Source organism: Haloarcula sp. H-GB5, assembly GCF_054850705.1.
Genome location: NZ_JBTWBG010000004.1, coordinates 95,118 through 119,546, shown reverse-complemented (window position 1 = coordinate 119,546; position 24,429 = coordinate 95,118). Strand labels below are relative to the sequence as shown.

The following is a 24,429-nucleotide window of genomic DNA, read 5'->3' as shown; positions in this document are numbered from 1 at the left end:
GCTTGGAAGGCCATCGCCGCTACTCTCCGCTGTCGCCCGGACGGCCTTCGTCGACGCCGCTAAACAGCTGTGTGAACAGTGAGTGCTGTGCGCGGTGGAGTCGTTCGAGGAATGCAGACTTACTGATACCGAGTTCGGTAGCAACTTCGCTCGCAGTCGTCTGTCGCGGGACGACAAAGTAGCCCATCTCGACTGCGTATCGGAGACTCTCCGCCTGTGCCGGGGTCAGGTCCCACTGCTGTGCGATAGATGCGTCTTCTGTCGCACGCAGTGCGTACACCCGCTGTAGCTTCACGCCGACGGTTTCACCGGCCGTCTCCATGACAGTCTGGAGAATTTCGTGGCCCACTACAGCACCCGTCAAGATCGCGTTCCCGTCCCGATATGTCAGCGATTCCACCATGAACCCCGCGCTAATGAGTTTGTGCACGACACACTGCTGGAGCGACAGACACCGGTAGTTGTACCGACCGTCGGTAACTGACTGGTAGAGATAGCGGATTCGGTCGTCACTATCGAGGTAGTCGATAAGATCGTCACTTGCCTGTGCACTGAACCGTAGCAACACGTTACGGTCATCGCGGAGGAGTGGCGGAGCCGCCTCGATCGGTGTCCCAGTGGCACTGCTCGCATCCGCCAGCGGGCAGTCGTCGCCCTCGATGCGAAACTCGACCATGAGACACTCCTCTATCATTGTCTCGTGTATTTGCGGAGGCACATATAAAACCCGTCTATATAGGGGCAAATTAGTAAGAACATTCCTCACGATTTTTGAGATAGATATGAACGTCGACGAAGTCAAAGACCGTGCTGGATCCCGGGAATTCAGCCCGAAAGACGACCTTCCCGAGGAGTATCGGAAGGCAGCCACCCGGATGCTCGAGTTCCACGCCAACAGCGAGATCATGGGGGCGTACCTCGAACGGCCCTTCATCAGAAAAGCGCCGAGCATCGAGCGAAAGATGGCCTTCAGCGCGAAGGTGCAGGACGAAATCGGTCACGGGCAGATGCTCTACCGCGCGGCGGAGTCGCTCGGGATCAAGACCCGCGACGAGATGCTCGACGATCTGGCAAACGGGGACGGGAAGTTCCTGAACTGCTTCCATTACCCGATGGAGAGCTACGTCGAGACGCCGATGATCGCCTTCTTCGTCGACGGGGCGGCGATGCGCCGCCAGGCGACGCTGAAAAAGTCCAGCTGGGAGCCATACGCCCACGCGATGGACAAGATCTGCTTCGAAGAAGGAATGCACGTCAAACACGGTGAGTCGATCCTCCGCGAACTGATGAACGGCTCCCGGAAGGAACAGCGCATGACCCAGGAGGCCTTCGAGGAGTGGTGGCCCCGAATCCTGCAGTTCTTCGGCCCGACCGACGACCAGAGCACCCATCACGACTTCGCCGCGGAAGTCGGGCTGAAGACGTGTACGAACGACGAGCTTCGGAACGCGTTCCTCAACACGTATATCCCGAAGGCGAAAAAATACGGGCTGGAGATGCCCGACGAGCCACGCATCCGGGACAACGGCGACGGGACCTACGAGGTCGTTGAGGACGACCTCGACTGGGACGAGTTCTTCACTGTCTCGCAGAACGAATACGACGGCAGTATCGAGCAGATCTCCGGTCGGCGGCAGGCCCAGGAAGCGGTTCAGTGGGTCCGGGACATGATGGACGACCAGACGACGACGAACAGCGGCCCGCAGACACAGGCAGCGGACTGAGAACGATGATCTGGGAAGTATTCCGACAACAGAGTCCGGACGCGGATTTCGTTCACTGCCGGGACGTCCACGCACCCGATCGAGAGATGGCGAAGCAGTTCTCGGTCATCCAGCACGGACGACGGAAGCCAACCCATGCACTCTGGGTTGCCCTGCAGGAGAAAATCACGCAGGTCGATCCCGACGCAGAGCGCCGTGACGAGAGCGGAGATGGCGCCGAGAAACCGTGGGCTGTCTTCCGCCAGGACAAGCCCGGTGGGTATCACACGCACTGCGGTGATGTCGACGCTGCCAGCACCGCCGACGCAGAAGCGGCGGCGATCGCGGCGTTCACTGACGACGACCCCAACAGTCTCTGGGTCGTCCAGCACCAGTACATCGGCGAAGTCACGGAGGACGACGTAACGTTCGGTGGGACCACCAACAAGTCCTACCGGTTCGCACAGACGTACAACGTCAACCCGGCTGCTGAGGAGGTCGAAGCCTCTGAGTCCGAACAGATAGAAGCGGAGAAACAGCGAGGTGAAATATAATGGCAACAACCGAATCCGACCTCGGTGGTCCAACCGACCTTTCTGAAGACGAACAGCGCGCAGTCGAGGCACAGCTACTCCGGCTCGCTGACGATGAGCTGATTCAGGCCGAACGCTACACGTTCTGGCAGGTGCGTGCGCCGACACTGGAATCGGACCTCTCCATCTCGAACAACGCACAGGACGAACTGGGCCACGCACGACTGTGGTACGATGCAGTCCAACAACTCGGCTATTCCGAGGAATCGCTCATCTACGAGAGCGACCCCAGCGACTTCCAGCACAGTACGCTCGTCGAGCTACCGTTTGCGGAAGGTGACTGGGCCGATGCTATCGTCAGAGCGTACCTCTATGACGTTGCTGAAGACATCCGCCTCTCTGCGCTCGAGGACTCATCGTACGAGATCATCCGGAACAGAACGAGTCGCATCCAGGGCGAGGAAGGCTATCATCTCGAACACGCCGAGAGCTGGCTGGACCGGATGGCTCTCGACGAGGAGGCCAGCGAACGCGTCCAGGCGGCTATCGACGAACTCTATCCGTACGCCCTCACGCTGTTCGAACCCGTCGGCGACGTGGAGGCCGACATCGACCGGCTGGGCATCCGGACGATGACTCTCGACGAGATGCGTACCGAGTGGGAGACTCGCGTCGAAGCGTTCCTGACCGAACTGGGATTCGACGTGCCGACCGATGCCACTCCCGCAACGCCGGCAGGCCGGGACAACGAACATACCGACCACTGGCATGACCTGCACGAACAAATGACTTCGAGCTACCGGAATCTGGGACGCGACGAAGCGACGCTGATAATGGCGGACGACGATGAGTAGTGACTACGACCGGCCACGGGCAGACGCTGATGCCACCGCGTGCTCGTACACTGACTACGAGACCAAAGACCACGCAGCGGACGACGTGCCGGCCACGGGCGAAGACGCCGAGGGCATCGAACGCGACGTGTGGGCGGCCCTGTATCAGGTCGAGGACCCGGAGATGCCGGTCAGCATCGTCGATCTGGGCCTCATATACGGGCTCGACGTGTCTGACGGCCAAGCCACGGTTGACATGACGCTCACTTACAGCGGTTGTCCGGCACGCGAGATCATCCTCGATGAGGTCGAGGAGGCTGCCGAGAGTGTCGACGGAATCGAGACCGCGTCGGTCCGCTTGGTCTGGGCCCCGGACTGGTCGATCGATCTGGTCACCGAACAGGGCAAAGAAGCACTGCGGGACTTCGGAATGAGTTTCGACGGATGAGCGAACCGGACCCCAGTGTCACGACCAGCGGCGAACAGACGGGCGCGGAGTGCCCGTACTGTGGTTCGACCGACACAGAGCGGAAACACCCACGAGGCCCGTCACGGTGTCAGTCGATCCATTACTGCAACGAGTGTCTGCAGCAGTTCAAGAAGTTCGAGTAAGCAGTTATTACTCGCTTTTTTGCGTCGTAGTTTCATATTGTGACACAGAGCGGTGGTGCCATTGATGGCACTTGACTGGCGACGTGACCACGACGCGTCAGCGGGAGCTTCAGCCGAGGTTTATATGGACGTTTTTCACTTCTGTGTAGCTCTCGATGGCCTGCTCGCCTTGTGCGCGGCCGTGGCCGCTCTGTTTCGTCCCACCAAAGGGAGTCTGTGGCCAGGTGTTGGGCGTCTCGTTGACCATCACCATCCCGTAGTCCAAGCTGTCTGTGACGGTGTGGGCGCGAGTCAGATCGTTCGTCCAGACACAGGCAGTGAGGCCGAACGGCGAGTCGTTCGCGACCTCGATGGCCTCCTCTTCGTCGCTAACTTCGATTGCGGTAAGCACGGGACCGAAGATCTCCTCCTGTGCAATCGTCATCTCGTTGTCCACGTCGGCAAAGACGGTCGGCTCGACGAAATGGCCGGTTTCTTTGTCCGCAGGAACACTACCGCCGGCTGCGACAGTCGCTCCCTCTTCCTTGCCGGTCTCGATATAATCGAGAATCTCCTGTTGCTGGCCCGCGCTGACGACTGGTCCTATCTGCCCATCATCATCGATACCGCCGCCAAGTGGGATGTTTTCGGCGATTTCAGCCATTCGGGAGACCATCTCGTCGTAGACGTCTTCGTGGACGACAATACGGGAGTTCGCCCAGCACATCTGCCCGGCGTTCATGAAGATCCCGTACTGGATGCCGCGGGCGGCGGCATCGAGGTCAGCGTCGGGGAACACGACTGCCGGCCCCTTCCCCCCGAGTTCGAGCGTTACGTCGGCGACCGTATCGGCAGCAGTGCGCTGGACCGTCTTTCCGACACCGGTGCTGCCGGTGAAGGTGACGTGGTCGACGCCCTCGTGTCCGGTGAGTGCGTCGCCGGCCTCGGACCCCCTCCCGGGAACGACGTTGACGACGCCGTCCGGAAGGCCCGCTTCTTCGGCGGCCTTCGCGTAGTACAGCGCCGACAGCGGTGTCATAGCGGACGGCTTGAGAATAACGCTGTTCCCCGCGGCCAGTGCCGGTGCCAGGCCGCGGCCGGCGAGCTGGAAAGGATAGTTCCACGGTGCGATGTGTGCGGTCACGCCGACCGGCTCACGGACTGTGTAGTTGAGCCGACCGTCCTCGACGGGGATTTCATCGCCGCGGATCTTGTCCGTCCAGCCGGCGTAATGGCGGAACGTATCGGTGACCATGTCGATTTCCAGCCCGGCTTCGAACGGCGTTTTCCCGTTGTCGTGGGATTCAACCATGGACAGTTCGTCTTTCATCTCCTCGATGGCGTCGGCCATCGCATGGAGCTTCGCCCGGCGCGTTCCGGGGTCCATCGTCGCCCACTCGGAACCCTCTGCGACGGCCGCCTGGGCCGCCTGTACTGCAGCATCGATATCGGACGCCTCAGCCTTCTGTACCGATGCGTAGGGCTGTTCAGTTGCCGGGTCCTCCGTCTCAATGCTGTCGCCGTTGGTCGCTTCTCGCCATTCTCCACCGATATACAGGTCTGTCGGGCCGGTGTACTCCATTGCAATAACAGAGGGAGTGCGCGGCGTCTTAGTTGTTATTATTGATTATTAATGTCTGGGCGACGAGAGCGCTATCTAGGGGTTTCAAGTCGCAAAATCGAGGTATCTCCCGCTACCGATGCATCGCTTTCGGACGCGTCAGTGGACTCACTCGCGCTTCTTGATCAGGAACTTCATGTCGCCTTCGAAGACGACGGTCCCTTCCTGATTTTCCATTTCGGTGTCGAGGACGACCAATCCGGCGTCGTCGTGTCCGACCTCCTTGGTGTTGTCAACGACGATTTCCAACTGGAGCGTGTCGCCGATGTGGACCGGGTTCGGGAGGTCCATGTAGTTCATCCCGAGGAACGCGAATGCCGTCCGCTCGACGATCCCGGTCCGGTAGACGAAGCCGGTCGCCTGCACGAACGTCATCGGCCCGTGTGCGATCCGCTCACCGAACTCCTGTTCTTCCGCGTATTCCTTGTTCGTATGCAGCTCTGTCCAGTCTCCCGACAGGGCAGAGTGCATAACAAAATCCGACTCAGTAACCGTCCGGCCGACGCTGATAAACTCCTGTCCCTCTTCGAAGTCTTCGAAGTGGTGTGGCTCGTAGCTGTATGCCATATTTTTTCATCTAATAGCAGCCATTTATATTTTTACGCTCCGCTGACAGCAGCGATGACCGGTATATATTTATTATTCCTGATAGAAAGGCAGGCCGTATGTCCGGTGTCGCCGACGAAGTCAGAGAGCGAATCGAATCGGACGCGTACTGCGAAACCCTCGGCATCGACGTCGTCGAACTCGACTCGGGGTACGCCCAGACTGAACTGACGATTACCGAGGACCTGCTGAACTTTCATGGGACGCCCCATGGCGGTGCGGTCTACTCGCTCGCCGATGCGGCGTTCGCCGCGGCGTCGAACTCTCACGGCGAGGCGGCGGTTGCACTGGAGACCAACATCTCGTATTTAGACGCCGTAGAAACCGGTGAAACGCTGTCTGCAACCGCCGAGGAGACGCATCTTGCGGACAGCACCGCAGAGTACGAGGTAACGGTGACTGCGCAGGATGGCGAGCGCATCGCGACGTTTCGCGGACGAGTCTACCGACCCTGACAGTCAGTCACGGTGGTCGTAGACGCGTTTTACTTTGCCGACCTGCGTTCGTTCGATGCTGCCGGGCGCAACGAGTTCGAGTTCGTCCGGGGTGAACGCGAGCACGTTCTCCAGCCGTTCGATGATTTCGTCTTCGAGTGCTTTGTCGCCCGGCCCTTGCTCCGCAGTCCGTTCGATGGTGAGTTCCAAGATATCGAGGTTGTCCTCTTTGTAGAGGTCGATCCGGTAATGCGGAGCAACGCCGTCGATATCCAACACAGCGTGTTCGATTTCGCTGGGATAAAGATTCACGCCACGGACAATGAGGAGGTCGTCTGTCCGACCGGTGACGTTGTCCATCCGTACCATCGTCCGTCCACACGCACACTCCTCGTAGTTCAGCGTCGTAAGGTCACCAGTCCGGTATCGGAAGACCGGCAACGCTTCTTTGGTGAGTGTTGTGAGAACGAGTTCGCCCTCCTCGCCTTCCTCGACTGGCTCCTTCGTCTGTGGGTCGATGACTTCCGGGTAGAAGTGGTCTTCCCAGACGTGAAGCCCGTCCTGCGCTTCGTGGCATTCACATGAGACGCCGGGACCGATGATCTCCGAGAGCCCGTAAACATCGATGCCGTCGACGCCCAGCCGCTCTTCGATTTCTGCCCGCATCGGATCGGTACACGGTTCCGCTCCGAAGATAATCGTCGAGATTGGCAGGTCGCTAGGGTCGTGGCCCATTTCCTCGGCCGTTTCGGCGAGGTACAGCGCATACGACGGGGTGCAGGTGAACACATCGCTCTCCAGGTCGGTCATCAATTCGACCTGTCGCTGGGTCTGGCCGCTCCCGATAGGGATAACTGTGGCCCCCAGCTCCTCGGCTCCGTCGTGGAGTCCCAATCCGCCGGTGAACAGCCCGTATCCGTAGGCGTTCTGGACGGTGTCGCCCGGTTCGGTCCCGCTCGCAGCCAGCGAACGTGCAACGACTTCACTCCAGTTGTCAAGGTCGTCATCCGTGTAGGAGACGATTTTCGGCTTCCCGGTCGTCCCGGACGATGCGTGGATCCGGGCGACGTCCTCATCGTCTACGGCGAACAGGCCGTCGGGGTACTCGTCGCGGAAATCCTCTTTCGTCGTCATCGGCAGTTTCGTGATGTCGTCGATACTCTGGATGTCTTCGGGCGAGACGCCCGCCTCGTCGAGCTTCTCCCGGTAAAACGGGACGTTCTCGTAGGCGTGTGAAACAATCCCCTGTAATCGGTCGGTTTGCAACGCACGCAGCTCTGTGCGGTCGGCCGTCTCCAGTTGCTTGTACACCATCGTCAATGATAGAGTGGAATGATAATGATAAAATGGTTTGGGATTGACCACTCCGGCCACCGGTCGTGCTTGCTGTGTGACTGTCGGTACGTGATGCAAAGCTATTTTTCAGTACCCTCAGAGTTCCATGTATGCGGGATGCGTATCTCATCGGCGCAGGGCAAACGCCGTTTGGCTCGATGCCCGAAGAGAGCTACAGATCACTGTTCGACCACGCAGTCAGCGAAGCCATCGACAGTGTCGACCACGGCATCGATACGGATGCGATAGACGAAGCGGTCGTCGGCTCACTCGGCGTAGGTGGTCGACAACTCGGTCTCTCGGGACCGGCGGCAACCGAACACGCTGGGCTGCACGGCGTCCCCAGCGTGCGCGTCGAAAACGCCTGTGCCGCGTCGGGCTACGCCGTCCGACAGGCAGTGCAGGCGGTCAAAAGCGGGATGGCTGACGTGGCGCTGGCTGGCGGCGTCGAAGTCATGACAGACATGAGCAGCGATGTGACGAAGTACTGGCTCGGCGTCTCCGGTGAAACAGAGTGGGAACGGCTGACCGGGACGACCTTCTCTGGCGTGTACGCACAGATGGCAAGTGCGTATCTACGGGAGTACGAGGCCAGTGAGGAGCATCTCTCGATGGTCGCGGTCAAGAACCATCGGAACGGCGCAAAGAACCCGAAGGCTCACTTGGGCTTCGAGTGTTCCCTCGAAGACGCCGTCGACGCTCCGGTTGTCGCAGACCCGTTGAATCTCTATCACTGCTGTCCGACCTCTGACGGCGCAGCGGTCGCGCTCGTTGCCAGTGAGGATGTCGTCGAGCAGTACACTGAGGAGCCGGTCCGGGTCGCTGGAGTCGGCGCAGCCAGCGATCGCGTCGGCCTCTTCCAGCGAGACAGCTACACTTCGATTTCTGCCTCGGAAATGGCCGCAGACACAGCCTATGACCGTGCCGGGGTTGGCCCTGACGACCTCGACTTCGCTGAGGTACACGACTGCTTCACGATCGCCGAACTGCTTGCATACGAGGACCTCGGGTTCTGTGACCGCGGCGAGGCACCGCAATTGCTTGAAGCGGGAACGACCGACGCTGATGGAGCGATGCCGGTCAATCTCTCCGGCGGGCTGAAATCGAAGGGCCACCCCATCGGCGCAACCGGTGCCGGACAGATCGTCGAGGCGTTCAAACAGCTCACCGGCAGCGCTGCCGACCGGCAGCTACCGGCCCCGAAGTACGGACTCACGCACAACGTGGGTGGGAGCGGCGGCAGCGCTGTTGTCCATATCCTCGAACGGGAGGCTGCACGATGACTGCGTCGGGGCTCGCGGCAATCGGCGCGTACGCGCCTCGCTTGCGGATCGACGCCGCGGAGTTCGAAGCCGCGTGGGGTCGGTTCGATGCAGCGGGGATCGACGAGAAGGCGGTCCCCGACGCCGACGAGGACGCCGTCACGATGGGTGTCGAAGCGGCCTGCCGTGCGCTCACTGCGGCCGACGCGTCCGGTACGGATGTCGCGCATCTGGCCTTCGCGACGACGACACCGCCGATGGCCGAAGAGGACCTTGCAGCGAGACTCTGCAGTATTCTCAACGTCCCGGATGATGCCAAAACGCAGACGATGACCGGCTCCACGCACGCCGGCGCGCAAGCACTGGACGCAACCATGGACGGCGGGCCGTTCGGGGAGGACATCGGCCTCGTCATCATCAGTGACTGTCCGCGGGGCGACCCTGACAGCGAGGTCGAACACGCCGCCGGTGCTGGGAGTGTCGCGCTCGTTGTCGATGATGACGGTCCCGGAACCGTACTTGAGCGGGCATCACACACGGAGGCGTACCCCGGAACGCGTTTCAGAACCGGCGGGGACGACCGGACGACCGAGCTGGGTGTTACGCAGTACGACCGCGACGCGTTCACGACCGCACTCGGCAGTGCGGCGGACAGACTGGACGTGCCGACGGAGACAGTCGATGCGGCAGCGGTCCAGTCTCCGGACGGAAAACTCCCGTATCGGGCGACAGGATCACTCGGGGTCGACCCCGAGACTATCGCCGCCGCGGACACAGTCAGTACGCTCGGAGACACCGGCGCGGCAAGCGCATTTCTCGGGGCGGCGACAGCGTTTGCAGACGACGCCGAACGCGTGTTGATTGCTGCATACGGAAGCGGCGCAAGTGCGACGCTGTTCGTCGCCACTGGTCCCGTTCCGGTCAACACTGCGCTTGACAGTGCTGTCTCCCTGTCCTACGCCGAGTACCTCAGGCGGCGAGGCGAGATTACACGCGACGAGCCCGAAGGTGGCGGAGCCTACGTTAGCGTCCCGTCCTGGCAGCGGACGATTCCGCAACGCCATCGGCTCGTCGCCGGCCGGTGTTCCGCGTGTGGGGCGTTGAATTTCCCGCCGACCGGGGCCTGTACGGACTGTCACGAGCGCACCAGTGATTTCGAGGTTGTCGAACTACCTGGGACAGGGACGGTCGAGGCAGTGACGACTATCGAACAGGGCGGTGCGCCACCGGAGTTCGTCGCCCAGCAGTCGAAAAGCGGCCAGTTCGATAGTGCTATCGTCGCGCTCGATAGTCCATCGGGCGAGCAGACCGTGAGCGTCCCTGCACAGGTGCTTGACACAACAGCCGAAGTCACGATAGGCACACCTGTCGTGCTGACAACGCGGCGCATCTACACGCAGGAGGGCGTCATCAGATACGGCTTCAAAGCACAGGTCGCCAGTCAGCGCCGGTAGCCGCCGCTGTCAGTCACGCTCGAACACAACTGCGACACCCTGACCGAAACCAACGCACATCGTCGCCAGTCCATGCGTCGCGTCCCGCCGCCGCATCTCGTGCAGTAACGTTGTCGTGATTCGTGCCCCCGAACAGCCAAGGGGATGTCCTAACGCGATAGCCCCACCGTTGACGTTGAGCCGTTCGCCCGGAATCTCCAGTTCGCGTTTACAGTGGAGACTCTGGGCTGCAAACGCCTCGTTGAGTTCCACGAGATCGATATCGTCGATTGTCAGGCCGGCGTCATCCAGTGCAGCACGCGTCGCCGGAATCGGCCCTCGCCCCATTACCAGCGGATCGACACCGGCGACGGCCCGCGTCTCGATCCGGCCGAGAACATCGAGATCGTGCTGGTCCGCGTACGCCGTTGAGGTGACGAGCATTCCAGCGGCCCCGTCGGTCAGTGGTGATGCGTTACCCGGTGTAACCGTCGCCGCCTCGTCGTCTCGGAACACCGTTGGAAGTTCGTTCAACTGCTCGACTGACGTGTCTCCCCGTGGTGTTTTGTCAGTATCTATTGTAGCCTCGTCGGTGTTGACTGGCACGGTCTCTACATCGAACCGCCCGCTTTCCATGGCAGCGACCGCACGTTCGTGCGACCGCAGCGCGAACTCGTCTTGGGCGTTACGGCTGATATCGTGGTTTCGTGCGATGGTTTCTGCTGTCTGTCCCATCGGCAGCCTGTCGGAGTCGTACCGCTGTTCGATGGCGGGATGCAGCCAGTCGGAGAAGGGGACGGTGCTCATGTGTTCGACGCCGGCGACCGGATACACTGCACCGTCGCCCGCCTCGATGGCGCGAGCGGCGTCAACGAGCGTCGTCAACGAAGAGCCACACAGGCGGGTCGTTGTCGCCCCGGGTACGGTCTCGGGAAACCCGCCGGCGAGTATCGACTGCCGGGCAAGGTTCCGTCCCTGCTCCCCCTCCTGGTTTGCACACCCGAGCCGAAAGTCGTCCCACTCGACGGCCGGGACACCGGTCCGGTCAACGAGTGCAGCAAGCACAGCGGAGACGAGGTCTTCGGGATGTGTCCCAGACAGTACACCGTCCTTCGGTACCTGTGGCGTTCGTACGGCGTCGACAACAACGGCTTGCGAGTCGGAAGCAGTCATCCTCACCGGCTCCTACCGTGGCCGCTGTATTAAATGCAGGCCACACTGGGGTGAGACGATAGTTAGTTTGGAGCGTTGTGCCAGCGAGCGAAACTCTGGAGCCAGTTTTCGGTTCGACGTGGCTGAAACAGTTCGAAAACGACGCGGTTCGTCGCTTGAGCTCTCAAAAGATCCGCTTGACAGCGTTCCGATTTCTGTGGCGACACATCTGAAATCGGAGTCCTGCTCGTTGAAGCGCAGTTTGGAGATATTGAGAGCCATACACGACTGTTTGAAAGCCCGAAAATATTTAATACTAACAAAAAACAAACATATATGGGATGTAGGAGAATTTTGCTTATCGCTATTGTCCTTAGTCTGCCATTGTCGGGATGCATGTTGTCGAATAATGAGCAAACAACAGCAACACCGATATCAACTGATAGCCAAGTATCTCCAACCTCTGATGTACAAATAAACATAACTGAAGCAAAGGAGCGTGCGCTAGAGGCTGAAACAAACTATGTGTCCACTCGTCTCAAAAATGCCAGTTGCCTTGACAGTTGGGACATTGGATCGTTTACTGCCGGTCCAGATGCAACAGTAATAAATCAAACAAATCGAGGTGTCGTTATCAAAGCTAGACGGCCGTATTCATGGGAAAAGGGCAAATCAGTTTATGACGCTGAGCACTATGCCCGCTATCTCGTAACCAAAACAGAACTTAACAGATTATCCGGAGATTCCATTGAGCCTTGTTGATTTCTCTTCCTGTTGCCGTCGTGATTCTGGAATAGTTGTCGAATATCGTCGAATTACTTCATATACTGGGTGTCCAGCGAACTCGAAAGCCGTCCACGACTGGGTTCAGAAGGCCGATCTACAGCCAGACTCGGGTAAGTCATCGACTCAGATTGCGCTTGACGAAACAGTGGTTCGTATACTTGTCAGCAATTCTGGCTGTACGCCGTCCTCAGAATGGCTCTGCCATTCTGATGGGCTGCACAAGAGCTGTGCTCTTGTGAACGCCGCCTATCCCCAGTCGAACGAACCGCTTCGTGTCCGGCAATTTACGACGACTTCGACCACCCTCACAGAAACTTTCCCGCGCGAACTTCGGCACAAACACGATGTCGAAACTGCTGTCTTTCTTGCTGATGGCGTTCAATACTCCAAACTACCCCTCGACGAGCTGGACTTCGATTTCAGATGTGTCGCCACGGCAATCGAAACGCTGCCGAACAGGCTTTTCAGGATCTAAAGCATCAAACGTCGTCGTATTCACACTGTTTTAGTCACGTAGACCCGGAACCCTCGAAAAACCGATTGCAGAGCTTCGCCTGATGGCACAATGCTACTAACACCCTACTGGTGAGACGCAAGCAACGTTTTTATTCTTCGCTACTGTGCTGAGAAATGATGCACGTAGCTATCCTAGGCGCCGGTACCATGGGCCACGGTATCGCTCAGGTGTCGGCAATGGCCGGTCACGACGTTTCTCTCCGCGATATCGAGGCGGATATCGTCGATGACGGCTTGGCCGCCATCGAGTCGAATCTGCAAGAGGGTATCGCCCGGGAGAAAGTGACCGAATCCACGGCCGAGGCAACGTTAGACCGCCTGACTGGAACGACATCGCTGGAGGCGGCTGTGACCGGGACAGACCTCGTTGTGGAAGCAGTCCCCGAAGACATGGCGATCAAACACGAGACGCTCACCGAAGTCGAATCCCATGTCGACCCGGCGACGCTTATCGCTTCAAACACCTCCTCGCTGTCACTGACTGAGATAGCGAGCGTCCTCGACTATCCCGAACGGGCTATCGGCCTCCACTTCTTCAACCCGGTTCACATCATGGCACTCGTCGAGATCGTCGTCGCGGAACAGACAAGTGGCGAAACGATTGCGCGTGCCCGGGAGTTCGTGAATGGGATCGACAAGACACCGGTCGAGGTGGCCGATGCACCGGGCTTTGCTTCCTCCCGCCTTGGCGTCTCGCTGGGCGTCGAAGCGATGCGGATGGTGCAGGAGGGTGTTGCAACACCGCAGGACATCGATACTGCGATGGAACTCGGCTACAATCACCCGATGGGACCGATCGAACTCGGTGACGTCGTCGGTCTCGACGTCCGACTCGACATCCTCGAATACCTGCGTGCGGAACTCGGCGAACGGTTCCGTCCGCCTCAGATCCTGAAACGGAAGGTCCGAGCCGGAAAACTCGGCAAGAAATCCGGCGAGGGGTTCTACGTCTGGGAGGACGGCGACATCGTCGGCACCAGCGGCGAATGGGGGGACGCATGACGGACCTCGCTGACGCCGCGGCGGACTGTGAAACGGTTTCGGTGAGCGTCGGCGACCGCGTGGAGAACGTCGCCACCGTCGAATTACACCGCCCGGAGGCCCGGAACGCGCTCAACGCCCAGTTGCGGTCGGAATTCAAACAGGTCTTCGATGCAATCCCTGACAGCGACGTTCGCGCCATCGTGTTGACTGGCGCGGCAGACACGGGCGCATTCGTTGCGGGTGCGGACGTGACGGAACTCCGCGACCGGGATATGCTAGAGCAACGGGAAGCGAGCAAGCGACCTCGCGTCTACGAGTACGTCGACGAGTGCCCGATGCCGGTCATCGCCCGTATCAACGGGCACGCCCTCGGCGGCGGCTGTGAGCTGATTCAGGCGGCTGATATCCGGATCGCGCACACGGATGCGAAGTTCGGCCAGCCGGAAATCAACCTCGGCATCATGCCCGGTGGTGGCGGAACACAGCGACTGCCGCGTCTGGTCGGTGAGGGCCACGCGATGCGGCTTATCCTGACTGGCGAACTCATTGACGCGACAGAGGCCGCCGATATCGGCCTCGTTGACGAGGTCCACGATGACGATTCCTTTGATGAGCGGGTCTACGACATAGCGTCGTCGATTGCAGAAAAAAGCCCAGCGGCGCTCGAACTCGCGAAGAAAGCCGTCCGCGCCAGTTCCCGAATGGACCTCGAAGCCGGCATCGAGTACGAAGCCGAACTGTTCGCACAACTGTTCGCCACTGGCGACAAGGACGAAGGGATCGACGCGTTCCTCGAAGACAGAGAGCCGGAGTGGACCAGCGAGTGAGCGCGCCCCGATCCCAGAACGAGGTACCCAGTTTGGCTGCTACCGCGCACAGAGAAGAACAGTCCAAAAACAGCCAGTTGCCCCGCTAGAACTACGCTGGTGGCCTCATGGATGGGCCATATTGATCCCGATTTCGTTGACCACGCCCAGTAGCAGCGTCGGCAGTTCGTCTCTGAGGATGGGGCCTTCAAGCCGGCTTGCCGGGCCGGAGACACTGATCGCCCCGATGGCAACGTCGTTTTCGTCCGTAATTGGAGCCCCGACCGCGTGCAGTCCCTCCACCGACTCCTGAAAGTTGAACGCGTATCCGCGGTCACGGATGGTCTCGATTTCCTCCCAGAGTTCGTCCCTGTCGGTGATCGTCTGTGGCGTCCGGCCGGGCAGGCCATGCCTGTCGATGGTCTCTGTGATCTGGCTATCCGGAAGGTGTGCGAGTATGGCCTTCCCCGCGGCGTGCTGGTGGAGATAATTCCGATGGCCGACCCTGGCGTACGTCTGTACCGAGTGTTTACCCTGTGCGCCGTAGATGTGGACGCTCCGGCCGTGTTCTTCAACTGCACACCAGATCTTCTCCTCGGTCTCCTCCGCGAGTTCGTCGACTCTCGGCTTCGCCTCGTCGTAGAGCCGGTATTTGTTCCGTGCCACTTCGCCGTAGTCCAGAAAGCGGATCCCGAGCTGATACTCGTTGCCGTCCTCAACGAGGAGACTGTTGGCCGCGAGCGTCTTCATGTACCTGTGCGTCGTACTCTTCGCACAGTCGAGGTGGTCTGTCATCTCCGACACTGTGGCCGTGTCGTTCTCCTTGAGATACTCCATGATCTCGATTGCTCTCTCGATCGTTCCGACCGGCCTGTTGACAGCGGGCGGGATTGCCATACGTACACACATGACTAATCGGCTTACAAGTGTTTTGTTCGAGTAGCTTGAATCAGGAGCGGCCCTGTCAGATCGGTAGGTAAAAGCCAACCCGTGACGATACCGGGAACGCATGACAAAAATCGTCGACTTGCTCGTCCGGAGAGATGGCTACACTCACGAGGAGTTCGCCGACCGATGGCAAGGCGACCACTCGGAACTGGCGAAGGATCTGCCGGGACTGCAACGCTACGTGACATCCGTGCCAACGGACCCGGAGCGTGCAGCGTACGACGGCGTGCTTGAGCTGTATTTCGAGGACATGGACGCACTCAGCGACGCGTTTGACTCAGACCTTGCCGAGACAGTTCAGGCCGACGCGGCTGAGTTTATCGATCTGGAGGCCGGCCCCCGGCTTATCGTCAAGGAAACGGTCCAACTCGACGAAAGAGACGACTGATAGCGTCGCTCCTGCTGTTCCCGCTCGACCAGTTTCCTGAGAGCGAATCGCTGCAGATATCAGCCATCGAGTCGGCTGCCATCGACGTAGAGCTTCCCGGCAGGCGGCCGATCAGCGTCGTAGCTGTCGTGATACTCGAACAGTTGAAAGAGCGCCCCGGTCGGATTTGATGGTGGCACAAACGCCTCAGTCCAGTCCTGATACTCGCGGTACTCGACGACGCTGTATCCGTTGCGCTCCAGTATCGTTTTCACCGCGTCGACAGCAGCTACTTCGAGCGTGACGTGGTGTAGTCCCGGACCGTGGTCCTCGAGATACGTCGTGAGGAACGTGTCCGGTGCCTCCGGTGCGATGAGTTCCAGCCGTGACGCGTCCCGATCGAAATCGTACTGCGCCCAGCGAAACCGCCCCTCGACGGATTCTTCGATGAGTTTCCGACAACCGAGTGCAAACAGAAATGGTTCAGCGTTGTCGATGTCCTCGACAGCGATTCCGATGTGATCGACACGTATCGGCGTCTCCTGAGGCATGGCGAGGACTGTGTTAGGCTCCCAATTATATGCTTGGGTCGGACAGTATGTATTGATCTCAACGGGACGCTACCTTTCCCGTCATGGCATACGTTCACGTGATACCCGACTATTAACGAATGTGAACAGACACACTCGGCTCCCTCTGAAATGTTCCCAAATATTTATTAAATATCCAGACTGTCGACTACGGGATGCCAGCACAGCACCAGCAGTCATGGCAGCACCTCTCGCGACGATCGCTTCTGAAGACAGGCGCAGCGGTTACCGGCATGACCGGTATCGGAGCCGTGGAGACGGAGTTAGCGTACGCACAGGAAGATGACGCGACGGTCACGATACGACGAGACGACTACGGCGTGCCACACATCTACGCCCGCGACGCTGACAGCCGTGCCCCGGTGTTCTATGGGTTCGGATACGCGACTGCGGCCGACCGGCTCTACCAGCTAGAACTGTACCGGCGATACTATCACGGGACTGTCGCGGCGGTTCTCGGTTCTGGTGACGGAGACACCGACTGGGTCCAGTTCGATATCGAGGCGCGACGCAACACCGCCGGCGAGCCGTCACTCGACGACCAGGCCGCTGAACAGTTGACGGCGGACCAGCGAGCGGTCCTGCAGGCGTTTACCGACGGTATCAACCGGTACATTGCTGAAGTCCGTGACAGCGAGGAACTGGAATTCCATCAGGCGTTTCAGGAGCACGGGTTCGAGCCCGAGGAGTTCACCACGACGGACGCCGCCGGGATGTTCGTCGCCAGTATGGCGTATTTCAGCGGCTTCCAGCTTGAGACGCTCGGTGCGACTGTTCTCGACGCACTCGGGCAGGAAACCGGTAGCGAACAGCGGGCGATGGAGCTATTCGAGGACTTGCAGTGGGGCGACGACCCCGGCTGCCCGACCTCGACGGTCCAACCATCGGATGCCTACTCCCCTCCCTATACTGACGTAGGCGCAGGGTCAACACCCAACGTGGCTGGGGGCGAGCAGACAGACAGGGTAACGCGCGGGGCCAGCGGTCCGTCTGTGACACCGAGCAACTTGGTAACTGGCGGGGAGTACACACCACCAACTGACGCTGAAGGGATGCACGAAGGCGAAATAGAGCGGATGCGGACGCTTGCGTCCGGACTCGACAGCCTCGGCCTCCCGATCAAGTACGGCAGCAACGCTCTTGCTGTTCAGGGGGATATCACGGCCAGTGGCGATGCGCTACTGATGGGCGGGCCACAGATGGGGTTCAACACGCCCTCGATAATGTACGAGGCGAGCCTACATGGGCCGGATTTCGATGTCGCTGGCGTCACCGTCACCGGGTATCCGTTCATCATGTTCGGACACAATCGCAACGGGGCGATGACCTCGACTGCCGGAATCGACAACTGCATCCAGATGTTCACGGAGTCGATCACGACCAATTCGTCGGGACCGGACACGTACACCTTCCAGGGCGACGAGTACGAGGTTGAGACGGCCGAGCAGACAATCACCGTCGCCGAGGGCGAGGACGTGACGTACACTGAACGGTTCACACGCCACGGCGTTGTGACCCAGTGGGACCCCGACAACGGGGAAGCACTGGCGCAGACGAAGTCATACGCCGGCCGGCATATGAACTGCTGGCGGGCCTTCTACGAGTGTCAGTTCGCGACGGACGCCGAGGAGTTCCGGGAGTCAGCACAGCGCTGTGACTATGCGCTGAACTTCATGTGGGCCGGCAAGGATGGTGACATCGCGTACGTTCATCTGGGTCGGTACCCGGATAGCGAAGCAGTCGAATGGGACACTCGGCTGCCGGCCGATGGAACACAATACGAACTCACGTCGGCGGACTACCTACGTGCGGCTGACGGTGACGTCCCCTACGCGATCAATCCCGACCCGGGGTACTCGGCACAGTGGAACAACAAACCCGCGCCTGCGTGGAACAACGGTGACCTGAGCTATTCGTGGTCGACCGACCACCGCGTGCAACGGATCATCAATCTGGTCGAACAGCGGTTAGCACAGGAGGGAACAGTCGATTACGAGTTCTTGAAGACTGTTATCTACGATATCTCCTTTACCGACCTGCGCTCGATTCGGTACAAAGACCATTTACTTGATGCGCTTGCGGATGCAGATCTCTCCGATACCGAACAGCAAGCACGCGACGAACTGGCCTCGTGGGACCACTTCGCACAGGCCGACGGCGAAGACAACGAGGGACGCCACTCCGCCGGGTACACGATCTGGGACGCGACGTTCCCGTACATTCTGGAGGAGGTTTTCAGCGAGACGTTCGGGAGCGCCTACGGCCCGGCATCGTACTTCCTCGACTACGACTACGGTCGCGGCACCCTGATGCGGGTCCTCAACCCGGCAGAGACAGCATTGTCAACGCAAGCCGAGTACGCCGACGGAGATCTCACGGACGCGCTAGTCAGTGCGTTCCAAACCGCCGTGAGCGAACTCGCCGAGCAATACGACGGTTCGCCGGAGACCTGGCGGCGGGAGGCAGCACTACACGAGTTCGACAATCTCGCGCTGTTCGGGATGCCTATCGGCGTCACGTCCGCGGGGAACACGGCGCTGCTGAACCGCGGGACTGAGAATCACGTCGTCCGGCTCAGCGACGACCCGAGGGCAGAGAACATCCTTCCGCCCGGAAACGACGGCTACGTCGCCCCAGATGACACTACCGGCGAACATTACGACGACCAGCTGGCGATGTTCGAGAACTTCGAGTACAAACAGCTGTTGTTCGCTGACGCCGCGATTGAGTCTGCAACGACTGAAACCCGTGAGTTGACGATGCCAGCAAGCCCGGCTGTCGGTGGCACCGATGACACGCCGACGAGTGAGGGCACTGAGACAGACGAAAGTACTGTTGTTGGCGGAGCGACAACTCCTGTCGAGACAGGGGGCACGGACACAGCGACGGAGACAAACACTGGGACTGCCGCCAGTGGCCCCGGTTTCACGACACTCACTGGGACGACCGCCGTACTCGGGACTGCGCTGGCGTGGCTGTACAGACAGAACGACACCACCAACTAGCCACCACTACGGTGGGAACCAGGAGCCACGAGAGGCGGTAATACAGCTATTGTCCCTCTCAAACAGCGCGATACGTGCCGACAGGGGCAAGGCTTTAATATGATTTGCTTAACAATAGATAATGAACCTATGTCGAGCGAAGGTACCTCACCAGACAGTAGTGTGGGAATCGACCGTTCACGGAGACAGTTCATCGCCGCCGCCGGCGCGGTCGGCGTGCTTGGCCTCGCCGGCTGTCAGGGCGGGTCCACAGGAGGCGAGCAGGCAGTGACCGTTGCGAGCCTCAATCCAATGACTGGCCCGTATAGTTCGCTTGGGCCGGGTCAGCGGACTGGGGCTGAGCTCGCTGTAGCGGAAATAAACAACAACGACGACTACGACTTCGAGTTCGAGCTGGTGACAGGTGACACAGAAACCGAAGCTGGGGCCGCACAGTCTGAGGCACAGCGTGTCGTTCAGGAGGAGGGGGCCGAGTTCGTGTTCGGTGCGATTTCCAGTTCCGTTGCGCTCGGGTTGAACGATTTTGCCGCTCAATCTGAGCACATCTACTTCCCCGGCGGTGCGGCGGTTCCGATCACCGGGTCTGCCTGCAACGAATGGGTGTTCCGCTTTGAGACGAATACGGCACAGATTGCCGAGGCGATATCGGCGTATTCAGTCAACAATCTGGGGAACAACGTCTGGTTCCATTACGCGGACTACGCGTACGGCGACTCGGTGTACAACCGAACAAGCAGGCGCATGGAGAACGCTAGCGACGACTACACCGAGGTTGGGACATCAACGTCGGAGTTGGGTGCAAGCAACTACGGCTCGTTCATTACGCAGATAAGCAATTCCGAGGCTGACGTGGTCATGCTGGGGATGACCGGTGGTGATCTGGTGAACTTCACTAACCAGGCTGCAGATCAGGGTCTCACCGATCAGATGGCTGTTGTCGGCCCGACCCAGACGTTCCAGAGCGTCCGTGCCGGGACCGGATCGAACAGCGTCGGCACCTTCGGTGGCGCTCGGTACGATCCCTCGCTCGAAACCGGGGACAATCAGGCATTCGTTGAGGCCTACGCCAGCGAGAACGACAGAGAGCCGGGCAACTTCGCCCGCGTCGGCTACGACTCGATGCGACTGATGGCCAAAGGAATGAACGAAGCCGGGAGTACCGAACCCGGGGATGTCCGGGACGCACTCGAAGGTGGGACGTTCACGACAGTACTGGGGGACATCACGCTTCGGGAGAGCGACCATCAGGCCACGAATCCGACGTGGATGGCTGAACTCGTCCAGGGTGATGGTGACTCAGCAGATGTCGAACTTCTAGAGCAGGTCCCGGGTTCGGAGACGCTGCCACCGGCCAGTGACCTCGGCTGTGAGATGTAGGTAGTACGATGGTTGCTGCCGACTTCATCGAACAACTGCTGAATGGCCTCACCCTGGGGATGGTTTACGTCCTGCTAGCCGCCGGACTGTCGGTCATCTTCGGCGTGATGGACGTGATCAACTTCTCCCATGGCGAACTGTTCGCACTCGGTGCGTATTTCGCGCTGAGCATCATTGCGCCGTTCGGGGCGGGGACTGGGTTCTGGATCGCGATAGTGGTTGCACCGGTCGTCGTCGGTCTCATCGGTGCCGCTATCGAACGAACGACCGTCCGGCCGTTGTACGGTCGAGACCCGCTGTATCACATTCTCCTGACGTTCGGACTCGTGCTCGTGATCAACGACGTGATCCGTCTTATCTGGGGGACACAGCAACGACAGCTAGCCGTCCCGGAGTATCTAAGCCGGCCCGTGTCCATACTGGGCGTGCAGGTGTCCGTGTACAATTATTTCATGATCGTCTTCGCCGCGTTGCTCGCGGTAGTGACGTGGTACCTGCTGAACCGGACGAAGTACGGGATGATCATCCGTGCCGGGTCACAGGACCGTGAGATGGTCCGCAACGTCGGTATTGACATCGACCAGTACTACACGCTGGTCTTCGGTGTCGGTGCGGCGCTCGCTGCCGTCGCCGGGATTGTCCTCGGCGGCTACCAGAACGTGAACACTGGCATGGGGAACAGCGTCATCATTCCAGCATTCGTTGTCGTCGTCCTCGGAGGCCTCGGTAGCTTCAGAGGGGCCGTCTTCGGTGGGTTACTCGTCGGTGTCGTCCAGACGCTGATGCGGGCCTACAGTGGGAGCGTTCTGGCCACGTTCGGTGACACGACGCTGACTGTCCCCAATCTGGAAGGGCTGACCGTGTACCTGCTTATGATTGCGGTGTTGCTCGTGAAACCGCAGGGATTGTTCGGAACGCGGGGTGAAGAGTCAGACGGCGAAGGCGAGATTCTCGTCGGCGGGTACGGCGGGGTACTGGCAGACAGCACACGGGTACGGCTCGGTGGTATCGCCGTTGTCGCGCTCGCGCTTGCCCCGATCGCGATCCTGTTCATGGGAGATCAGTACTACCTCGTCGTCCTCAACGAGATCCTCATCTGGGCTATCTTCGCACTGAGTCTCGATATCGTGATGGGATACGCCGGCCTGGTCCCGCTCGGCCACACGATGTTCTACGGCGTCGGTGCATACACCGCCGCGCTCGTCATGTTACACTATTCGCAGTCGGTTTTTGTCGTGTTACTCGGGGCGATTCTCATCTGTGCTGTCTTGGCCTGGGTCGTCGGCAGCCTCTCGATTCGGGTCTCCGGCGTGTACTTCGCCATGATCACGCTGGCGTTCGCGGAGCTGCTCTACAGTGCTGTGTTCAAGTTCGAGTTCACCGGCGGGAGCGACGGCCTGCTCGGCTTCGAGGCGTTCATCGGACTCGGTACCGTCGGGGAATCGCTCTCCAATATTGAGTTCGGGCTCCTCGGCTACGAACTCGGACAGCAGTTCGTGTTCTACTATCTCGCCCTGCTCATTGCCGTGCTGTCGTTCCTGTTCGCTCGGCGCATGATGAACGCGCCCTTCGGCAGTGTCCTGCAGTCGATTCGGGAAAGCGAAGAGCGAGCGGAGTTCATCGGGTACGACGTCAACAGGTACAAGCGCCGAGCGTTCATCATCAGCGGCGGCATGGCTGGACTGGCCGGCGGCCTCCTCGCAGTCAGTCCGTCGACTGTCATCATTTCACCGGACCAGACACTCAACTGGATTCACTCAGGGGAGGTCATCGTCATTGCGCTGTTCGGTGGGATGGGCACACTGTACGGTCCCATGATCGGCTCCGGCGTCTTCTTCGGCGCCGAGGAATTCCTCTCGTCGTACACCGACCAGTGGCGGCTTATCATCGGGACGATGTTTATCCTGTTCGTGCTGTTCGTCCCACGGGGTATCGTATCGATTCCGTCCCTCGTCGCACAGCGACTGGAGACGGCCAACAACGCGGATGGTGCCGTAGATATGGATGAGCCGGAAGTGAGAAGCGATGACTGAGACTGTACTCGAAACGGACGGACTGACGAAGCGGTTCGGCAAACTCACCGCTGTTGACGACGTGTCGCTGTCGGTTGCGGATGGTGAGTTCAGGAGCGTTATCGGGCCAAACGGGGCCGGGAAGACAACGACGTTTAATCTCATCACTGGCGCACTATCGCCGTCAGAAGGCGTCGTGCGGTTCAAGGGTGAGGATATTACTAACGTCGCGCCACACGAACGGGTTGGCCGCGGACTGGGACGGTCGTTCCAGATTACCAATGTTTTCGGCGGCCTCACCGTTCGAGAAAACGTGCGTCTGGCAGCACAGTCGGTCTACAGTGACGAAATCAACCCCGGCGAAGCGCTGTTTCGCGACAAGAACGGCTTCGAGGAGATCGCGGAGCAAACCCGGACGGTGCTGGAACAGATCGGCCTCCAAGACAGGGCCGACGAGCACGCGGAGGCCCTGGCGTACGGCGACCAGCGCCGACTCGAACTGGGTCTCGTGCTGGCGACAGACCCCGGCCTCGTCATGCTTGACGAACCGACCGCCGGAATGAGTAGCGAGGAAACACAGGCCACGATGAACCTTATCGATGAGGTCCTCTCAGATCGGTCGCTGATGCTCATCGAACACGATATCGACCTCGTGATGCGTGTCTCGGACCGGATTACCGTCCTTACGCGCGGCGAAGAACTCGCAAGCGGGACACCCGAAGAGATCGCAAATAACGAAGACGTCCGCGATGCGTACCTCGGTGGTGTCCGAGAATGACTGACTCACTACTCTCTCTCGAAGGTGTCCGGGCCGGGTACGGGATGACCGAAGTGCTACAGGGCGTCTCGATGGATGTCGAACGTGGAAGCGTTGTGTCGCTGGTCGGGCGAAACGGCGTCGGCAAGACAACGACGCTCCGCTCAATTGTCGGCAACATTACCCCGACTGGAGGGACAATAACGTTCAACGGCGAGGACATCACGACACTCAACTCCGAAGCGACGATCCGACGCGGCATCGGGTTCGTTCCCGAAGAGCGTCGGATCTTCCCCGAGCTGACCGTTCGAGAGAACATTAGAATGGGTGAGATCGGCGCTGAGTCACCTGACGGGCCATCAGTCGACGACGTGCTGGATATGTTCGAGAACCTCGCAGAGCGCGAACACAAGGACGGGTCAGTCCTTTCGGGTGGCGAACAGCAGATGCTCGCGGTCGGCCGTGCACTGACTGCCGACCCGGATCTGCTGTTGCTTGACGAACCGACCGAAGGGCTCGCACCATACGTGGTCCGGCAGATCGAGGACCTAATCCTCGAACTGAACGAGCAGGGGATCACAGTGCTGGTCGTTGAGCAGAACATTCCGGTAGCACTGGCGGTCTCAGAGTACACGTACATCCTGGAAAAAGGTGAGATCGTCCACGAGGGGACTGCGGCGGAGATAGGGAACAACGAGGAAGTACTCGACAGACACCTCGGCGTCGGTGTCACTGACTGACTATGGCGACAACGACCCGGAGCTCGGTCACCGGGCCG

General features: G+C 59.9%; 22 protein-coding genes and 4 pseudogenes. 18 read left to right on the top strand and 8 right to left on the bottom strand.

Translation table 11 applies throughout. The features are described 5' to 3' along the window. Positions 1–19: 19 nt before the first annotated feature. Positions 20–676, bottom strand: coding sequence for a helix-turn-helix domain-containing protein (locus ACYJ11_RS17890; RefSeq protein ID WP_461648885.1), 657 nt, complete (start codon positions 674–676; stop codon positions 20–22). A gap of 106 nt (positions 677–782) precedes the next feature. Between ACYJ11_RS17890 and paaA the strand changes: the two genes are divergently transcribed. The 6 genes and pseudogenes from paaA to paaE all read left to right on the top strand — a co-directional run bounded on the left by paaA (position 783) and on the right by paaE (position 3,681). After that, complete coding sequence (gene paaA, locus ACYJ11_RS17885) at positions 783–1,724, top strand: 1,2-phenylacetyl-CoA epoxidase subunit PaaA (protein ID WP_461648824.1); 942 nt, start codon at positions 783–785, stop codon at positions 1,722–1,724. Positions 1,725–1,729: 5 nt separating this feature from the next. After that, positions 1,730–1,903: pseudogene (locus ACYJ11_RS17880) on the top strand (PacF protein); the annotation flags it as partial. A 54-nt stretch (positions 1,904–1,957) separates the two neighbouring features. Beyond that, positions 1,958–2,257 (top strand): annotated as a pseudogene (locus ACYJ11_RS17875) (PacF protein); the annotation flags it as partial. Further along, the gene (gene paaC, locus ACYJ11_RS17870; protein WP_461648823.1) at positions 2,257–3,090 is read left to right on the top strand and encodes a 1,2-phenylacetyl-CoA epoxidase subunit PaaC; all 834 of its coding nucleotides are present in this window, start codon (positions 2,257–2,259) and stop codon (positions 3,088–3,090) included. The pseudogene ACYJ11_RS17875 and the gene paaC, both read left to right, overlap by 1 nt. After that, on the top strand, positions 3,083–3,517 hold the full coding sequence (gene paaD, locus ACYJ11_RS17865; protein WP_005538757.1) for a 1,2-phenylacetyl-CoA epoxidase subunit PaaD: 435 nt from the start codon (positions 3,083–3,085) through the stop codon (positions 3,515–3,517). Before paaC ends, paaD begins: the two co-directional genes overlap by 8 nt. Continuing rightward, complete coding sequence (gene paaE, locus ACYJ11_RS17860; protein ID WP_004594293.1) at positions 3,514–3,681, top strand: 1,2-phenylacetyl-CoA epoxidase subunit PaaE; 168 nt, start codon at positions 3,514–3,516, stop codon at positions 3,679–3,681. The genes paaD and paaE overlap by 4 nt, the downstream gene beginning before the upstream one ends. Positions 3,682–3,790: 109 nt before the next feature. Here paaE and ACYJ11_RS17855 read toward each other — a convergent pair whose 3' ends face one another. Continuing rightward, positions 3,791–5,242, bottom strand: coding sequence for an aldehyde dehydrogenase family protein (locus tag ACYJ11_RS17855; RefSeq protein ID WP_461648822.1), 1,452 nt, complete (start codon positions 5,240–5,242; stop codon positions 3,791–3,793). A gap of 147 nt (positions 5,243–5,389) precedes the next feature. Continuing rightward, positions 5,390–5,848 carry a MaoC family dehydratase gene (locus ACYJ11_RS17850; RefSeq protein ID WP_461648821.1) on the bottom strand — a complete coding sequence of 153 codons (459 nt, stop codon included), beginning with the start codon at positions 5,846–5,848 and terminating at the stop codon, positions 5,390–5,392. A 98-nt stretch (positions 5,849–5,946) separates the two neighbouring features. Here ACYJ11_RS17850 and paaI point away from each other — a divergent pair, with 98 nt between their 5' ends. Then, entirely contained in the window at positions 5,947–6,342 is a 396-nt protein-coding gene (gene paaI / locus ACYJ11_RS17845; protein WP_461648820.1) for a hydroxyphenylacetyl-CoA thioesterase PaaI, read from the top strand. A gap of 3 nt (positions 6,343–6,345) precedes the next feature. Here paaI and paaK read toward each other — a convergent pair whose 3' ends face one another. Further along, complete coding sequence (paaK, locus tag ACYJ11_RS17840; RefSeq protein ID WP_461648819.1) at positions 6,346–7,635, bottom strand: phenylacetate--CoA ligase PaaK; 1,290 nt, start codon at positions 7,633–7,635, stop codon at positions 6,346–6,348. Positions 7,636–7,766: 131 nt separating this feature from the next. On the opposite strand from paaK, the gene ACYJ11_RS17835 reads away from it, so the two are divergent. Further along, positions 7,767–8,939 carry a thiolase domain-containing protein gene (locus ACYJ11_RS17835; RefSeq protein ID WP_461648818.1) on the top strand — a complete coding sequence of 391 codons (1,173 nt, stop codon included), beginning with the start codon at positions 7,767–7,769 and terminating at the stop codon, positions 8,937–8,939. Next, positions 8,936–10,372: a zinc ribbon domain-containing protein gene (locus ACYJ11_RS17830; protein WP_461648817.1), complete on the top strand. Its 1,437-nt coding sequence runs from the start codon at positions 8,936–8,938 to the stop codon at positions 10,370–10,372. Before ACYJ11_RS17835 ends, ACYJ11_RS17830 begins: the two co-directional genes overlap by 4 nt. A gap of 9 nt (positions 10,373–10,381) precedes the next feature. Here the strand turns inward: ACYJ11_RS17830 and ACYJ11_RS17825 are convergent, their stop codons facing one another. Further along, positions 10,382–11,524, bottom strand: coding sequence for a thiolase family protein (locus ACYJ11_RS17825; protein ID WP_461648816.1), 1,143 nt, complete (start codon positions 11,522–11,524; stop codon positions 10,382–10,384). Between the two features lie 62 nt (positions 11,525–11,586). Beyond that, positions 11,587–11,792 (bottom strand): annotated as a pseudogene (locus ACYJ11_RS17820) (IS6 family transposase); the annotation flags it as partial. A gap of 508 nt (positions 11,793–12,300) precedes the next feature. Here ACYJ11_RS17820 and ACYJ11_RS17815 point away from each other — a divergent pair. From ACYJ11_RS17815 to ACYJ11_RS17805, 3 genes and pseudogenes are all read left to right on the top strand, one after another. After that, a pseudogene (locus tag ACYJ11_RS17815) lies at positions 12,301–12,847 on the top strand (hypothetical protein); the annotation flags it as partial. A gap of 75 nt (positions 12,848–12,922) precedes the next feature. Further along, positions 12,923–13,807 carry a 3-hydroxyacyl-CoA dehydrogenase family protein gene (locus ACYJ11_RS17810; RefSeq protein ID WP_461648815.1) on the top strand — a complete coding sequence of 295 codons (885 nt, stop codon included), beginning with the start codon at positions 12,923–12,925 and terminating at the stop codon, positions 13,805–13,807. Then, positions 13,804–14,616: an enoyl-CoA hydratase/isomerase family protein gene (locus ACYJ11_RS17805; protein ID WP_461648814.1), complete on the top strand. Its 813-nt coding sequence runs from the start codon at positions 13,804–13,806 to the stop codon at positions 14,614–14,616. The genes ACYJ11_RS17810 and ACYJ11_RS17805 overlap by 4 nt, the downstream gene beginning before the upstream one ends. A gap of 105 nt (positions 14,617–14,721) precedes the next feature. On the opposite strand, the gene ACYJ11_RS17800 is transcribed toward ACYJ11_RS17805, so the two are convergent. Further along, positions 14,722–15,492 (bottom strand): IclR family transcriptional regulator, encoded by a 771-nt coding sequence (locus tag ACYJ11_RS17800; RefSeq protein WP_461648813.1) that lies wholly within the window; start codon positions 15,490–15,492, stop codon positions 14,722–14,724. A gap of 112 nt (positions 15,493–15,604) precedes the next feature. On the opposite strand from ACYJ11_RS17800, the gene ACYJ11_RS17795 reads away from it, so the two are divergent. Further along, positions 15,605–15,931: an EthD domain-containing protein gene (locus tag ACYJ11_RS17795; RefSeq protein WP_461648812.1), complete on the top strand. Its 327-nt coding sequence runs from the start codon at positions 15,605–15,607 to the stop codon at positions 15,929–15,931. A 59-nt stretch (positions 15,932–15,990) separates the two neighbouring features. Here the strand turns inward: ACYJ11_RS17795 and ACYJ11_RS17790 are convergent, their stop codons facing one another. Beyond that, the gene (locus ACYJ11_RS17790) at positions 15,991–16,461 is read right to left on the bottom strand and encodes a VOC family protein (protein WP_461648811.1); all 471 of its coding nucleotides are present in this window, start codon (positions 16,459–16,461) and stop codon (positions 15,991–15,993) included. Between the two features lie 194 nt (positions 16,462–16,655). Between ACYJ11_RS17790 and ACYJ11_RS17785 the strand changes: the two genes are divergently transcribed. From ACYJ11_RS17785 to ACYJ11_RS17765, 5 genes are all read left to right on the top strand, one after another. Beyond that, positions 16,656–19,505: a penicillin acylase family protein gene (locus ACYJ11_RS17785; protein WP_461648810.1), complete on the top strand. Its 2,850-nt coding sequence runs from the start codon at positions 16,656–16,658 to the stop codon at positions 19,503–19,505. A gap of 129 nt (positions 19,506–19,634) precedes the next feature. Further along, entirely contained in the window at positions 19,635–20,882 is a 1,248-nt protein-coding gene (locus tag ACYJ11_RS17780; protein ID WP_461648809.1) for an ABC transporter substrate-binding protein, read from the top strand. An 8-nt stretch (positions 20,883–20,890) separates the two neighbouring features. After that, entirely contained in the window at positions 20,891–22,915 is a 2,025-nt protein-coding gene (locus tag ACYJ11_RS17775; protein WP_461648808.1) for an ABC transporter permease, read from the top strand. Beyond that, positions 22,908–23,672, top strand: coding sequence for an ABC transporter ATP-binding protein (locus tag ACYJ11_RS17770; RefSeq protein ID WP_461648807.1), 765 nt, complete (start codon positions 22,908–22,910; stop codon positions 23,670–23,672). The genes ACYJ11_RS17775 and ACYJ11_RS17770 overlap by 8 nt, the downstream gene beginning before the upstream one ends. After that, a complete protein-coding gene (locus ACYJ11_RS17765; protein ID WP_461648806.1) occupies positions 23,669–24,391 on the top strand; it encodes an ABC transporter ATP-binding protein in 723 nt (240 codons plus the stop codon). Before ACYJ11_RS17770 ends, ACYJ11_RS17765 begins: the two co-directional genes overlap by 4 nt. Positions 24,392–24,429 lie beyond the last annotated feature (38 nt).